Below are 14,049 nucleotides of genomic sequence, written 5' to 3'. Positions count from 1 at the left end.
ATTATCGCCCCGAGCACGCCAGGCCCGCTGTGCACCGCGCCTCTGCTGTCCATCGCGTGCCCGGCGCCGATAGGGTGGGAACCGTGACGGAACTGGGCAAACACAAACTGGGCAGACACAGCGCCACCAACCTGAGCCCCGAGCTCGACGACTATCAGCTGGCGGCCGAACTGGTCCGCGAGGCCGGGCAACTGGCGCTGCTGATGCGGCAGGGCGGCCTGGACGCCCAGCGCAAGACCTCAATCTCCGACGTCGTCACCGCCGCAGACCATGCGGCCGAAGCGTATGTGCTGGAGCAGCTGCAGCGCTGCCGCCCGGACGACGGCGTCCTGGGCGAAGAAGGCGCAGCGGTGCGCGGCAGCAGCGGGCGGACCTGGGTCATCGACCCGGTGGACGGCACCTACAACTTCCTGCAGGGCTCCACCTACTGGTGCTCCGCCATCGCCCTCAAGGACGAATCCGATGTGCTGCTCGGCGCCATATTCCAGCCGGAGGAGGACAAACTCTGGATCGGCGGCAAGCAACGCGCCACCACCCTCAACGGCGATCCCGTCACCACCTTCAGGGAGGACGGTACCAACCGCAACGCCGCCGACCTGTCCCACCTCGGCGCCGCCACCTATATCCACCCGCGCTGGCTCTCCGACCCGATGTGCGCCATGCCGTGGCACGCCGCCGCGACGTCGGCCGCGACGCTGCGGATGCTCGGGTCCGGGTCGTGCGACCTCGGCCGCGTCGCTGACGGGCAGCTTGGCTGCTGGTTCCAGCACAGCTGCCCCGAATGGGACTGGCTTCCCGGGAAAGCGATCGTGACGGCCGCCGGCGGCGTCGCCGGCAGCGTCCACGTCAACGGCCTGGAATGGTTCATGGCGGGAGGAACGACGGCGGTGCACCAGCTGCGTGCCGCCCTCGAGTCGGGCTCTGTCGACTAGATTTCCCTCCGGCTGGATCTGACGTCCGGAACTCCCCGCGGACCTGCCCGCACCGGGTTATCCACAGGGCGGAATCCGGTGTCAGCCCCACCGCCTAGACTTGTAGTCACCATGGATATGTTGTTTGACCCCTACGCTGACGGTCCGTTCAAGGCTGGTTCCCACGCCGGTGCCATCACCAAGTCGCGCCCCGAAACAGGGCTGATGACGCCCGCGTTCGGCGGCGGCCCGGGTGAATCCGCGCCCCGCCCGGCAGCTGGCCCCGCGGCCGGACCGGCTGGCGGGAGCCCGGGAGAGGAGCACGCCCGGCACCAGCTCCCTGATGCCGGGGCGCTGCTTGCCGGCCTGAACCCGCAGCAGGAGGAAGCGGTCAAACACTCCGGCAGCGCGCTGCTGATCGTGGCCGGTGCAGGCTCCGGCAAGACCCGTGTCCTCAGTAACCGGATCGCCTACCTGATTGCCACCAAGCGGGCGCACCACGGCGAGATCCTGGCCATCACGTTCACCAACAAGGCCGCCGCGGAAATGCGTGAACGCATCGAGGCCCTCGTGGGCGCCAGGGCCAAGGCCATGTGGATCTCCACGTTCCACTCGTCCTGCGTGCGGATCCTGCGGCGCGAGGCCGCCAACGTCGGCCTGAACTCCAACTTCTCCATCTACGACTCCGCCGACTCCCTGCGGCTGATCACGCTGGTGGCCAAAAACCTGGACCTGGATCCCAAGAAGTTCGCGCCCAAAGCCATCCAGCACAAGATCTCCGCGCTCAAGAACGAACTGATCGACGACGACTCCTTCGCGTCCGCTGCCAACCACAGCGACCCGTTCGAAAGCGCCGTGGCAGATGTCTTCAAGGGCTACACCCAGCGGCTGCGCCAGGCCAACGCCATGGACTTCGATGACCTGATCGCGCAGACCGTCTACATGTTCCGGGCGTTCCCGGCACTCGCGGATTCCTACCGGCGCCGGTTCCGGCACGTCCTGGTGGACGAATACCAGGACACCAACCACGCGCAGTATGCGCTGGTCCGGGAAATCGTCGGCGAGGGGACGGGGGCGGCGGAACTGACCGTCGTCGGCGACTCGGACCAGTCGATCTATGCGTTCCGCGGCGCGGACATCCGGAACATCGTGGAGTTCGAGAAGGACTACCCCGCCGCCCGCACCATCAAGCTGGAGCAGAACTACCGCTCCACCCAGAACATCCTGAGCGCGGCCAACTCCGTGATCTCCCGCAACCCCAACCGCCCCGAGAAGAGGCTGTGGACGGCCGAGGGCGAAGGCCACAAGATCATCGGCTACGTGGGCGAGAACGAGCACGACGAAGCCCAGTTCATTGCCAAGGAAATCGACCGGCTCCAGGACGAGGACAACCTCCGCCCCGGCGACGTCGCCATCTTCTACCGCACCAACGCCCAGTCCCGTTCCATCGAGGACGTCCTGGTGCGCGTCGGGCTGCCGTACAAAGTGGTGGGCGGCACCAGGTTCTACGAACGCAAGGAAATCAAGGACGCCCTGGCGTACCTGCGCGTGCTGGTCAACCCGGACGACGACGTCAACCTCCGCCGTGTCCTCAACGAACCCAAGCGCGGGATCGGGGACCGGGCCGAGGGTGCCGTGGCGGCCCTCGCCGAGCGGGAGCGCACGTCCTTCATGGCTGCGGCCCGCCGCGCCGACCAGGCGCCCGGCATGGCCACCCGCTCCGTCAACGCTGTGCTCGGCTTCGTGAAACTTCTGGACGACCTCGCCGAGGTCGCCGCAGGTTCCGGCGCCGCGGCCGCGCTCGAGGCGGTGCTGGAACAGACCGGCTACCTCGCCACGCTGCGCTCCAGCAATGATCCGCAGGACGAGTCCCGGGTGGAGAACCTCGCCGAGCTTGTCGCCGTCGTCCGTGAATACGAGCGCGACAATCCCGAAGGATCCCTGGGCGCCTTCCTCGAGCAGGTGTCCCTGGTGGCCGACGCCGACCAGATCCCGGACGCCCCCGGCGCGGACATCGACGCCGCGGTGGCTGAAGCCAAGCGGCTGGGCGTGGTCACGCTCATGACGCTGCACACGGCCAAGGGCCTCGAATTCCCCGTGGTGTTCCTGACCGGCATGGAGCATGGGCTCTTCCCGCACCAGCGTTCCGCAACGGACCCCAAGGAACTGGCGGAGGAGCGCCGGCTCGCCTATGTGGGACTGACGCGTGCCCGGAAGCGCCTGTACGTCACGCGTTCCGAGGTCCGCAACATGTGGGGGCAAAGCCAGTACAACCCGGCCAGCCAGTTCCTGGAGGAAATCCCCGCCGAACTCGTCGAATGGAAGCGCGAAGGCACCAGCCGGCAGGCCGGTGGCTGGGGGAGCGGCGCCGCCATCGGATCCAACCGGTACAGCGGATCCTTCTGGGGCGCCGGATCGGCCCGCGGCACCCGGACTGATTCCTCCGCGGGCTTCAACGCCGACGTCCCGGCCGCCGTCGCGAAAAACCGGGTGCAGCCTCAGAAAGAAGTCATTGCGGTCAGCGTGGGGGACAAGGTCAACCACACCAGCTTCGGCAACGGCACTGTGCTCGCCGTCGAAGGCGCCGGGGACAAGACCGTAGCGAAGGTGAAGTTCGACGTCGGCGAGAAGCGGCTGCTGCTCCGTTACGCGCCGCTGACCAAGATCGACGCCTGAGCGTGGCGGTGCGGCGCCTGGCTCGCGTTGCTGCGGGCCGGGGCCTGCTGGTCTCGATGGCCCTGGTCCCGGTTGCCCTGTTGTCGATGACCCTGGCCGGCTGTTCGGTAACCGTCGCGGATCCGGAGTACACCCCTCCGCCGCCGCTGCCTTCCCTGGAACAGCTCAAACAGGCACCGCTCACAGACCCGGCGGGGTTCGCCGCAGGGGAAGACGTGCTGGCGTTCGTCACCGCGGACCGGAACGTGGTGTGCGCCCTCACCTCGGCCCGCGGACCCCATCTGAATCTGCCCTACGAAACCAACAACTTCAGCGACTCCGACAACCAAAAACTGGCGACTGTGCCCGTGGCGCACTGCGAGCTCGCCGTGTATCCCGCGCCGGCACCAGCGGACATCGGTGACGACTGCTCGGGCACCGGACTCGGATATCTGGGCGGTGCTGCCCTCCTGACGCCAAGCCGGGCCGGGTACGGTGAATGCCGGTCCGGCGTCACCCAGATGGAGGCCGAGTACGGGCCGAAGGGCACGCGCAACGGGCCCATCTCCAAGCTTCCCGTTCTGCCCGAGGGCGGCAACCTCGAACGGAACGGCCTGCGGTGCTCCGCATACCGCTCCGGAGTGGCCTGCGGAAACGTCTCAGGCGGCGTCGGCTTCTTTATCAGCCGGGATCATTACGAACTCATCTCCGCGAACGGCAAAAACGTCCAAACGGCGCCCGCCAAGGCCTCAAAAACCCCGTAATCCCGGGGTTTTTCTACGGTCCATAGAATAGTGTCCTTACTCACAGAACAGGTAGTCTGGAACGGGCCGGTCCCTCCAAAGGACTAGAGTTCCCACAGGAGCATTGCGCCGCGTGGCTCGTTTCCGGACCTGCCGCAGGGCGCCTTAATTCCGCAGCCCGGTCCGCACCTTTGGTGTTGTCCGGCTGTACAGAAACTACTTCGACGTAGAAGGACACAAACCGTGGACCTGTTTGAATATCAGGCGCGCGATATGTTCGAAGCGCACGGTGTACCCGTGCTCGCCGGCATCGTGGCGCACACCCCTGAAGAAGCAAAGGCAGCTGCCGAGAAGATCGGCGGCGTAACTGTCGTCAAGGCACAGGTTAAGGTCGGTGGCCGCGGCAAGGCCGGCGGCGTCAAGGTTGCCAAGTCCGCCGACGAGGCACTTGAGCACTCCACCAACATCCTGGGCATGGACATCAAGGGCCACACCGTCAACAAGGTGATGATCGCCCAGGGTGCGGACATCGCCGAGGAATACTACTTCTCCGTCCTTCTGGACCGGGCCAACCGCAACTACCTGGCCATGTGCTCGGTAGAAGGCGGCATGGAGATCGAGCAGCTCGCCGTTGAGCGGCCCGAGGCCCTGGCCAAGGTAGCCATCGACCCCGCCGTGGGCATCGACCAGGCCAAGGCTGATGAAATCGTCGCAGCCGCCGGCTTCGCTGAAGAACTGCGCGGCAAGGTCGCCGGCGTCATTCTGAAGCTCTGGGACGTCTTCAAGAAGGAAGACGCCACCCTCGTGGAGGTCAACCCGCTGGTCAAGACCGGTGCGGGCGAGATCGTTGCCCTCGACGGCAAGGTCACCCTCGACGAGAACGCCGAATTCCGCCACCCCAAGCACGCCCAGCTTGAGGACAAGGAATCCGCAGATCCGCTGGAGGCCAAGGCCAAGGCGCAGGACCTGAACTACGTCAAGCTGGACGGTGAAGTCGGCATCATCGGTAACGGTGCTGGCCTCGTCATGTCCACCCTGGACGTCGTCGCCTACGCCGGCGAGAACCACGGCAACGTCAAGCCCGCCAACTTCCTGGACATCGGCGGCGGAGCCTCCGCCGAGGTCATGGCCGCAGGCCTGGACGTCATCCTGGGCGACGAGCAGGTCAAGTCCGTGTTCGTCAACGTCTTCGGCGGCATCACCGCCTGTGACGCTGTTGCCAAGGGCATCGTGGGCGCGCTGGCCGAGCTGGGCCACTCCGCCAACAAGCCGCTGGTTGTCCGCCTCGACGGCAACAACGTCGAAGAGGGCCGCCGCATCCTCGCCGAGGCCAACCACCCGCTGGTTACCCTGGCCGCCACCATGGACGAGGGCGCCGACAAGGCCGCCGAGCTCGCCAACGCCCGCTGATCGAGCCTGTCGAGATCTAGGAAAGAAAACATGTCTATTTATCTGAACAAGGACTCCAAGGTCATCGTCCAGGGCATCACGGGCGGCGAGGGCACCAAGCACACCGCCCTCATGCTCAAGGCCGGCACCAACATTGTGGGCGGCGTTAACGCCCGCAAGGCCGGCACCACCGTCCTGCACGGCGAAAACGAGATCACCGTTTTCGGCACCGTCAAGGAAGCCATGGCAGAGACCGGCGCCGACGTCTCCATCGTCTTCGTCCCGCCGGCATTCACCAAGAACGCTGTCGTTGAAGCCATCGAGGCCGGCATCGGCCTGGTCGTCGTCATCACCGAAGGCGTGCCGGTTCAGGACTCCGCCGAGTTCTGGGCACTGGCACAGTCCAAGGTCGACGCCGACGGCAACCAGGTCACGCGCATCATCGGACCGAACTGCCCCGGCATCATCACCCCGGGCGAGGCCCTCGTTGGCATCACCCCGGCAAACATCACCGGCAAGGGCCCCATCGGCCTGGTGTCCAAGTCCGGCACGCTGACCTACCAGATGATGTACGAACTGCGCGACCTCGGCTTCTCCACGGCCATCGGCATCGGCGGTGACCCCATCATTGGCACCACCCACATTGACGCCCTGGCTGCGTTCGAGGCTGACCCGGAGACCAAGGCCATCGTGATGATCGGCGAAATCGGTGGCGACGCCGAAGAACGTGCCGCCGACTTCATCAAGGCCAACGTCACCAAGCCGGTTGTCGGCTACGTGGCTGGCTTCACCGCGCCGGAAGGCAAGACCATGGGCCACGCAGGCGCCATCGTCTCCGGTTCCGCCGGTACCGCCCAGGCGAAGAAGGAAGCCCTCGAGGCTGCAGGCGTGAAGGTCGGCAAGACGCCGTCCGAGACCGCCAAGCTGCTGCGCGAAGTCTACGCAGCGCTCTAAGCACCACCTCAGGCAACGCGGGGTCGCTCCCAGCCCAATCCACCCCCCGGATTGGGCGCAGGGTGACCCCGCGTTTCTTCGTTTAACCCTTGTCTGTCAGCGAGGCGAGGTCTATGGTTGTTATCAACCAGATGGTTGATAAACAATTAGGTTGATTATAGAGCCAGGGCAAGGACAGTGGACATGAGCAATGACGACGACCTACTGGATGCGGCCTTCCTGGCCCTGTCGGATCCGGTGCGCCGCCAGCTTATCTCCCGGCTTAGCCGGGGGCCTGCCACCGTCAATGAACTGGCCGAGCCCTTCGCGATCTCCAAGCAGGCGGTCTCGAAGCACATCCAGGTCCTCGAGCAGGCGCAGCTGGTCACGCGAAGCCGTGACGCGCAACGCCGGCCCGTGCACCTGAACCCCGCACGGCTCGAAGCACTTACCGCGTGGATCGACCAGTACCGGCTGGTCCGCGAGGCGCAGTTCCGCAGTCTCGATGCCGTACTCCGCACCAACACCGCCCCATGCGGCAGTAGTCAAAAGGACAGACAATGAGCAACGCGCTGAAACTCACCGTTCCCGACGGCGTCCCGTTCATCGATTTCGAGCGTGAGTTCGATTTCCCGGTCGCCGAGGTGTTCCGTGCCCACAAAGAACCGGAGCTGATCACCCAGTGGCTAGGGCCGCGTGGGACCAATGTGGACATCGACCACTATGACTTCCGCAGCGGCGGCAGCTACCTGTACGACCACACTGGCCCCGATGGCGTGTCCTACGCGTTCAGCGGCATCTTCCACACTGTCCGGGAAAACGAGTTTGCCATCCAGACTTTTGAGTTCAGCGGCTACCCGGACATCGTCAGCATCGAATTCATGAACTTTGAGGATCTCGGCGGCGGCCGATGCAGGCTCCGCGGCCACTCGGTCTATCCCACCATGGAGGCCCGCGACGGCATGGCCCAATCAGGCATGGAAAGCGGCCTGAGCGACGGCTACGAGCGGCTCGAGGAGGTGCTGGCCAGGTAGGGCCTGCACCGCAACCACATCGTCCGACGGCGGCCGGTGACCTTCACCCTGAAGGTCACCGGCCGCCGTCGGCCGTTTAAGCCGGGCCCGCGCCCAAGTAGGTAGCAGCAGATGGCGTTTTGAGCGCCCAGAACGCCATCTGCTGCTACCTACTTGGGCGGACGAACACGAAAACCTTGCGCGCCGCCGGCGCTTTGATAGTATGTCAGGACAAACTATCAAAGGAGGGCATATGCCGCTCGTACGAATAGACATCCACTCTGGGCGCAGCCAGGACGAACTCAACCGCCTCAGCCAAGGCATCCATGATGCCATCCTGGCCGAGTACGGCATCCCGGAACGCGACTACTTCCACATTGTCACCGAACATGCGCCGGGCCAGATTGTGGCGCAGGATGCGGGCCTCGGATTTGAGCGCACCCGCGACGTCATCATGATCCAGATCTTCACCCAGGGCGGGCGCAGCCAGGAGGCGAAGCAGAGCCTCTTTGCGGCAGTGGCGGCGAAGCTGGCGGGGCTGGGGGTCGCCGGCGAGGACGTTTTCATCGGATACGTCGAGAACACGGCGGGGGACTGGTCCTTCGGGTTCGGCCGCGCCCAGTACGTTACCGGCGAGCTCGCCGTGCCGAAGAAATAAATGCGGAAATAGCACCCCTGCCGACCCGTGTCGGCAGCTCCGCAACGCGCGGTTTTGGGCCGAGTTCTGCTTGTTGTAAGTATGTCAGTACAAACCTTTGACAGGACATAAATTCTAGGGCACAGTAGTTCATGTGGTCCCGCTCACGGGGCCGCGGAACGCCGGAGCCTTGGCCGTTCGGCTGCTTAGAGGTTGAGATCCAAAAGAAAGGTCCACGATCACCGTGACCCACGAACTGCTCACGATCGGGCGAATCAGCGTTGATATCTACCCGAATGACATCGGGGTGGGGCTGGAGGATGTCACGTCCTTCGGCAAGTACCTCGGCGGCTCGCCATCGAACGTTGCTGTTGCCGCCGCCCGCCATGGCCGCCGGACCGGCGTCATCACCCGTACCGGCGATGACCCGTTCGGGCAGTACCTGCACCGCGAACTGGAGAAGTTCGGCGTCGACGACTCCTTCGTCAGCCCGGTCCCGGGGCTCCAGACGCCCGCCACGTTCTGCGCCATCCAGCCGCCGCATGATTTCCCGCTCTACTTCTACGGCCGTTTCCCGACGGCGCCTGACCTGCAGATCAAGGCCGACGACCTCGACACGGACGCCATCCGCAACGCCGGGATCTTCTGGTCCACGGTCACCGGCCTGTGCCAGGAGCCGAGCCGCGAGGCACACATCAAGGCCCACGAAGCACGGCCCCGCACCGGCCTGGCGGAAGGCCAGTACACCGTCCTGGACCTCGACTACCGGCCCATGTTCTGGGCCTCCGAAGAGGAAGCCCGGGAGCAGGTGGCCCGCATCCTGCCGCACGTCACTGTCGCGATCGGCAACGACCAGGAATGCTCCGTGGCCGTTGGCCCGGGCACCCCGGATGAACAGGCGGACCGCCTGCTGGACGCCGGCGTGGAAATCGCCGTCGTCAAGCTCGGCCCGGAAGGCGTGATGGCCAAGACCCGCACCGAGCGCGTGGTCTCCGCCCCCGTCCCGGTGGAGACCGTCAACGGTCTGGGTGCCGGCGACTCCTTTGGCGGAGCCTTCGTGCATGGCCTGCTCTCCGGCTGGCCGCTGGCCCAGGTCCTGGACTACGCGAACGCTGCCGGGGCCATTGTTGCCTCCCGGCTGTCCTGCGCGGATGCCATGCCCACCCCGGCCGAGGTCACCTCCCTGCTCGCCGAGCGCGGACGGCTTGTTCCCGGTGCTGTTCCCGGCACCCCCATCCCCGAAGGAGCGGCCCTGTGAGCCTCAACCCCGGCACCGCGACCCTCGCGGTGGATGACAACCCCCGCCGCTACGAGCACCTGAGTAGCATCCGGCTCGAAGACCCGGACGCCGTGGCCCGGGCAGCCAAGGCCCGCCGCCGCCACCCCGGCCTGAAGTACGGCCGGCAGAACTTCATCGTCGCCGCCGACCACCCGGCCCGCGGAGCCCTCGCCGTCGGCAACGACCCCGTGGCCATGGCCGACCGCCGCCAGCTGTTGGACCGGCTGCAGATTGCACTGGCCAACCCGGCAGTGGACGGCGTCCTGGCGTCCCCGGACATCATGGACGACCTGCTGCTCCTGGGGGCGCTGGAGGGCAAGCTCGTGTTCGGTTCGATGAACCGCGGCGGCCTCACCGGCCTGGTCAACGAATTCGACGACCGTTTCACCGGCCACACCGCCTCGGCACTGGAAGAGCTGGGCGCGGACGGCGGCAAGATGCTGACCCGCATTTGCCTCGGCGACCCCGACACCGTCTCGCTGCTGGAGGCTACGGCGAAGGCGATCGATTCGCTGGCCGAGCGCAGGCTCATCGCCATGGTGGAGCCCTTTCTGTCGGTTCGGGAGAACGGCCGGGTCCGCAACGACCTGTCCCCGGACGCCGTCATCAAGTCGATTGCCATCGCCGAGGGTCTGGGGTCCACCAGCGCCTACACCTGGATGAAGCTGCCCGTTGTGGCCGAGATGGAACGCGTCATGGCCGCCACCACCATGCCCACCGTGCTGCTGGGCGGAGACCCGGCGGGCACCCAGGATGAGGTTTTCGCCACCTGGGGAGCCGCCCTCGCCCTCCCTGGCGTGCAGGGACTCACCGTCGGCCGGACCCTGCTGTACCCGCAGGACGGCGATGTTGCCGGCGCTGTCGCCGCGGCCGCTTCGCTCCTCCACCACACCGCATCAGCCCACACCGCAGAAGTATCGGAGTAAACGATGGGAACAGGAACCCGCCGGATGACCGTGGCGCAGGCCGTGGTCGAATACCTTTCCAAGCAGTACACCGTTGATTCCGTTGGCGGGGTCGATTTCCGCGAGCGGCTGATCCCGGGCATGTTCGGTATTTTCGGGCACGGCAACGTGGCCGGTGTGGGCCAGGCCCTGAAGCAGTACCAGGCCGCGGACCCGCGCATCATGCCGTACTACCAGGGCCGCAACGAACAGGCCCAGGCGCACCAGGCCGTGGGCTACGCCCGGCACACCCGCCGCCGCCAGACCTTCGCGATCAGCACCTCCATCGGCCCGGGCTCGTCCAACCTGCTCACCGGTGCCGCCCTGGCCACCACCAACCGGCTGCCGGTCCTGCTGCTGCCGTCCGACACCTTCGCGACCCGCGCGGCGGACCCGGTCCTGCAGCAGCTCGAACAGCCCTACGCCTACGACCTCACGGTCAACGACGCGTTCCGGCCGCTGTCCAAGTTCTTCGACCGCGTCACCCGCCCGGAGCAGCTGTTCTCCGCGTTCCACCACGGCCTGCGGGTCCTGACCGACCCGGCCGAGACCGGCGCGGTGACCATCTCGCTGCCCCAGGACGTCCAGGCCGAGGCCTTCGACGTGCCCGAGGAATTCCTCGCCGAGCGTGAGTGGCGGATCCGCCGCCCCGAAGCGGACGACGACGACATCCGCCGCGCCGCCGAAGCGATCCGGGCCGCGAAGCATCCCCTGATCATCGCCGGCGGCGGTGTCCTGTACGCCTACGCCAATGAGGAACTCGCGAAGTTCGCCGAACTGACTGGCATCCCTGTCGGCAACACGCAGGCCGGCGTCGGCGTCCTGCCGTGGGACCACCAGTTCTCCCTCGGTGCCATCGGTTCCACGGGCACGACGGCGGCCAACGCACTTGCCGCCGAAGCGGACCTGATCATCGGCATCGGCACCCGCTACGAGGACTTCACCACCGCGTCCCGGACCGCGTTCCAGAACCCGGACCTGAAGTTCATCAACATCAACGTCGCACCGATCGACGCGTATAAGCACGGCACCTCGCTGCCGATCGTCGCCGACGCCCGCAAGGCATTGGTCAAGCTCAACCAGGCCCTGGGCGGCTACCGCGTGGGCGCCGACCTGGAGCAGAAGATCGCCGCCGAGAAACAGCGCTGGGACGCCACTGTGGATGAGGCGTTCGACACCCGGTTCAGCCCGCTGCCGGCACAGAACGAGATCATCGGCGCCACCAACCGGGCCATGGACGCCTCCGACGTGGTCATCTGTGCCGCCGGTTCCCTGCCGGGTGACCTGCACAAGATGTGGCGCGTCCGCGACCCGTTCGGCTACCACGTCGAATACGCGTACTCCTGCATGGGCTACGAAATCCCCGGCGGGCTGGGCGTCAAGCGCGCAGCGCTGGCCGAGGCCGCCAAGGGCGGGACCCAGCGCGACGTCGTCGTCATGGTGGGGGACGGCTCCTACCTGATGATGCACACCGAACTGGTCACCGCCGTCGCCGAACGGATCAAACTGATCGTGGTCCTGATCCAGAACCACGGCTACGCCTCCATCGGATCGCTCTCCGAATCGCTCGGCTCGCAGCGCTTCGGCACCCAGTACCGCGTCCTGGACGAGGAGCACCACAGCTTCGACGAGGGCGAAACCCTCCCGGTGGACCTGGCCCTGAATGCCGAATCCCTGGGCGTGAAGGTGATCCGGATCGAGCCGGGGGAGAAGGCCATCGCCGAACTCGAGCAGGCCATCCGCGACGCCAAGGCCGCCCCGGAACGCGGCGGCCCGATCGTGATCCACGTCGAATCCGACCCGCTGCTGGACGCGCCGAGCTCCGAATCCTGGTGGGACGTGCCCGTCTCCGCCGTTTCCGAACTCGAATCCACCCAGCAGGCCTACCAGACCTACACCGGCCACAAGAACCGCCAGCGCAAGCTGCTCGGCTAACCCTCCCTCCAAAGCCTCAGTTTCCGAACAGTCAGACCAAGGAAGTCATCTCTATGTCAACGACGACCGTCACCACCACCATCAACCACTTCATCAACGGTGCCGAGTCCGCCGGCGAAGGCGACCGCACCCAGCCCGTCTACAACCCGGCCACCGGCCAGGTCACCGCCGAGCTGCGCCTGGCCAACCGCGCCGACCTGGACAACACCGTCGCCGCCGCCCGCGCCGCTGCCGACTCCTGGGGCGACATCTCCCTGGCCAAGCGCACCGCCGTGCTGTTCAAGTTCCGTGAGCTCGTCGCCGAGCACATCGATGAGCTGGCCGAGCTGATTACCGCCGAGCACGGCAAGGTCCTCTCCGACGCCAAGGGTGAGATCGGACGCGGCCTGGAGGTCATCGAGTTCGCCTGCGGCATCCCGTCCCTGCTCAAGGGCGACTACTCCGACCAGGTCTCCACCGGCATCGACGTCTTCTCCTTCCGCGAGCCCCTCGGCGTCGTCGCCGGCATCACCCCGTTCAACTTCCCGGTCATGGTGCCGCTGTGGATGGCCCCGATGGCGATCGCCACCGGCAACGCGTTCATCCTCAAGCCCTCCGAACGCGACCCCTCCGCGTCCCTGCTGCTGGCCAAGCTCTGGAAGGACGCCGGCCTGCCCGATGGCGTGTTCCAGGTCCTGCACGGCGACAAGGAAACCGTTGACGGGCTGCTGACCCACCCGGACGTGGACGGCATCTCCTTCGTCGGCTCCACCCCGATCGCCAAGTACGTCCACGAGACCGCCACCGCCCACGGCAAGCGCGTCCAGGCTTTGGGCGGGGCGAAGAACCACGCAATCATCCTGCCCGACGCCGACCTGGACAACGCCGCGGACCACCTCGCCGCCGCCGCGTTCGGCTCCGCCGGTGAGCGCTGCATGGCCATCTCCGTCGCCGTCGCCGTCGGCGACGCCGCGGACCTGCTGGTCAAGAAGGTCGAAGAGCGCGCCGTCGCCGTCAAGGTCAACAACGGCACCGTCCCCGGCGCCGAAATGGGCCCGGTCATTACCCCCGCCTCCAAGGAACGGATCGTGAAGATCGTCACCGAAGCCGAAGCAGCCGGTGCCGCGATGGTCGTGGACGGCCGCGACCTCGTCGTTCCCGGCCACGAGGAAGGCTTCTGGGTCGGACCCACGGTGATCGACCACGTCAAGACCGAAATGACCGCCTACCAGGAGGAGATCTTCGGACCCGTCCTCGTCGTCGTCCGCGTCGATACCCTCGAGGACGGCATCAAGCTGATCAACTCCAACCCCTACGGCAACGGCACCGCGATCTTCACCTCCTCCGGCGCCGCAGCCCGCAAGTTCCAGCGCGCCGTCACCGTCGGCATGATCGGCATCAACGTCCCGCTCCCGGTCCCGGTGGCCTACCACTCCTTCGGTGGCTGGAAAGCCTCGCTTTTCGGCGACAAGCACATCTACGGCCCCGAAGGCGTCTCCTTCTACACCCGCGGGAAAGTCATCACCTCCCGCTGGCCCGAACCCACCCACGCCTCCGGCGCCTCCTACAACTTCCCGTCCAACTAACCCGGCACCATCGGTTCGACGGGCTCAACCACCGGTGGTTGAGCC

12 protein-coding genes are annotated in these 14,049 nt (G+C 66.4%); all 12 read left to right on the top strand.

What is annotated here, in order from left to right; genetic code table 11:
* Positions 1-83: 83 nt before the first annotated feature.
* The 12 genes from ARGLB_RS16460 to ARGLB_RS16405 all read left to right on the top strand — a co-directional run bounded on the left by ARGLB_RS16460 (position 84) and on the right by ARGLB_RS16405 (position 14,004).
* Positions 84-932 (top strand): inositol monophosphatase family protein, encoded by an 849-nt coding sequence (locus ARGLB_RS16460; RefSeq protein ID WP_003804627.1) that lies wholly within the window; start codon positions 84-86, stop codon positions 930-932.
* Positions 933-1,049: 117 nt separating this feature from the next.
* Positions 1,050-3,587, top strand: a complete 2,538-nt coding sequence (pcrA, locus tag ARGLB_RS16455; protein ID WP_175305018.1) for a DNA helicase PcrA — start codon at positions 1,050-1,052, stop codon at positions 3,585-3,587.
* A 56-nt stretch (positions 3,588-3,643) separates the two neighbouring features.
* Positions 3,644-4,330 (top strand): hypothetical protein, encoded by a 687-nt coding sequence (locus ARGLB_RS16450; RefSeq protein WP_043419541.1) that lies wholly within the window; start codon positions 3,644-3,646, stop codon positions 4,328-4,330.
* A gap of 222 nt (positions 4,331-4,552) precedes the next feature.
* Positions 4,553-5,719 (top strand): ADP-forming succinate--CoA ligase subunit beta, encoded by a 1,167-nt coding sequence (gene sucC / locus ARGLB_RS16445; protein ID WP_003804621.1) that lies wholly within the window; start codon positions 4,553-4,555, stop codon positions 5,717-5,719.
* 30 nt (positions 5,720-5,749) lie between these two features.
* On the top strand, positions 5,750-6,652 hold the full coding sequence (sucD, locus tag ARGLB_RS16440) for a succinate--CoA ligase subunit alpha (protein WP_003804619.1): 903 nt from the start codon (positions 5,750-5,752) through the stop codon (positions 6,650-6,652).
* A 183-nt stretch (positions 6,653-6,835) separates the two neighbouring features.
* Positions 6,836-7,195 (top strand): ArsR/SmtB family transcription factor, encoded by a 360-nt coding sequence (locus ARGLB_RS16435; RefSeq protein WP_003804617.1) that lies wholly within the window; start codon positions 6,836-6,838, stop codon positions 7,193-7,195.
* Positions 7,192-7,665, top strand: coding sequence for an SRPBCC family protein (locus ARGLB_RS16430; RefSeq protein WP_003804616.1), 474 nt, complete (start codon positions 7,192-7,194; stop codon positions 7,663-7,665). Before ARGLB_RS16435 ends, ARGLB_RS16430 begins: the two co-directional genes overlap by 4 nt.
* Before the next feature lie 232 nt (positions 7,666-7,897).
* The gene (locus tag ARGLB_RS16425; protein WP_003804613.1) at positions 7,898-8,302 is read left to right on the top strand and encodes a tautomerase family protein; all 405 of its coding nucleotides are present in this window, start codon (positions 7,898-7,900) and stop codon (positions 8,300-8,302) included.
* 223 nt (positions 8,303-8,525) lie between these two features.
* Positions 8,526-9,539 carry a 5-dehydro-2-deoxygluconokinase gene (iolC, locus tag ARGLB_RS16420; RefSeq protein ID WP_003804611.1) on the top strand — a complete coding sequence of 338 codons (1,014 nt, stop codon included), beginning with the start codon at positions 8,526-8,528 and terminating at the stop codon, positions 9,537-9,539.
* Entirely contained in the window at positions 9,536-10,486 is a 951-nt protein-coding gene (locus tag ARGLB_RS16415; RefSeq protein ID WP_003804609.1) for a Cgl0159 family (beta/alpha)8-fold protein, read from the top strand. The genes iolC and ARGLB_RS16415 overlap by 4 nt, the downstream gene beginning before the upstream one ends.
* A gap of 3 nt (positions 10,487-10,489) precedes the next feature.
* On the top strand, positions 10,490-12,439 hold the full coding sequence (iolD, locus tag ARGLB_RS16410) for a 3D-(3,5/4)-trihydroxycyclohexane-1,2-dione acylhydrolase (decyclizing) (protein ID WP_003804608.1): 1,950 nt from the start codon (positions 10,490-10,492) through the stop codon (positions 12,437-12,439).
* A gap of 53 nt (positions 12,440-12,492) precedes the next feature.
* On the top strand, positions 12,493-14,004 hold the full coding sequence (locus ARGLB_RS16405) for a CoA-acylating methylmalonate-semialdehyde dehydrogenase (RefSeq protein ID WP_003804607.1): 1,512 nt from the start codon (positions 12,493-12,495) through the stop codon (positions 14,002-14,004).
* Positions 14,005-14,049 lie beyond the last annotated feature (45 nt).

Source organism: Arthrobacter globiformis NBRC 12137 (assembly GCF_000238915.1).
GTDB classification, from domain to species: Bacteria; Actinomycetota; Actinomycetes; order Actinomycetales; family Micrococcaceae; genus Arthrobacter; species Arthrobacter globiformis.
The sequence above is the reverse complement of the archived record's forward strand: the minus strand, read 5'-3'. Positions and strand labels throughout refer to the sequence as shown.

Coding starts and splice junctions, on each gene's coding strand:
- ARGLB_RS16425 (WP_003804613.1), top strand. CDS start 7,898: ATGCCGCTCGTACGAATAGACATCCACTCTGGGCGCAGCCAGGACGAA.
- iolD (WP_003804608.1), top strand. CDS start 10,490: ATGGGAACAGGAACCCGCCGGATGACCGTGGCGCAGGCCGTGGTCGAA.
- ARGLB_RS16450 (WP_043419541.1), top strand. CDS start 3,644: ATGGCCCTGGTCCCGGTTGCCCTGTTGTCGATGACCCTGGCCGGCTGT.
- ARGLB_RS16430 (WP_003804616.1), top strand. CDS start 7,192: ATGAGCAACGCGCTGAAACTCACCGTTCCCGACGGCGTCCCGTTCATC.
- ARGLB_RS16405 (WP_003804607.1), top strand. CDS start 12,493: ATGTCAACGACGACCGTCACCACCACCATCAACCACTTCATCAACGGT.
- sucD (WP_003804619.1), top strand. CDS start 5,750: ATGTCTATTTATCTGAACAAGGACTCCAAGGTCATCGTCCAGGGCATC.
- pcrA (WP_175305018.1), top strand. CDS start 1,050: ATGTTGTTTGACCCCTACGCTGACGGTCCGTTCAAGGCTGGTTCCCAC.
- ARGLB_RS16435 (WP_003804617.1), top strand. CDS start 6,836: ATGAGCAATGACGACGACCTACTGGATGCGGCCTTCCTGGCCCTGTCG.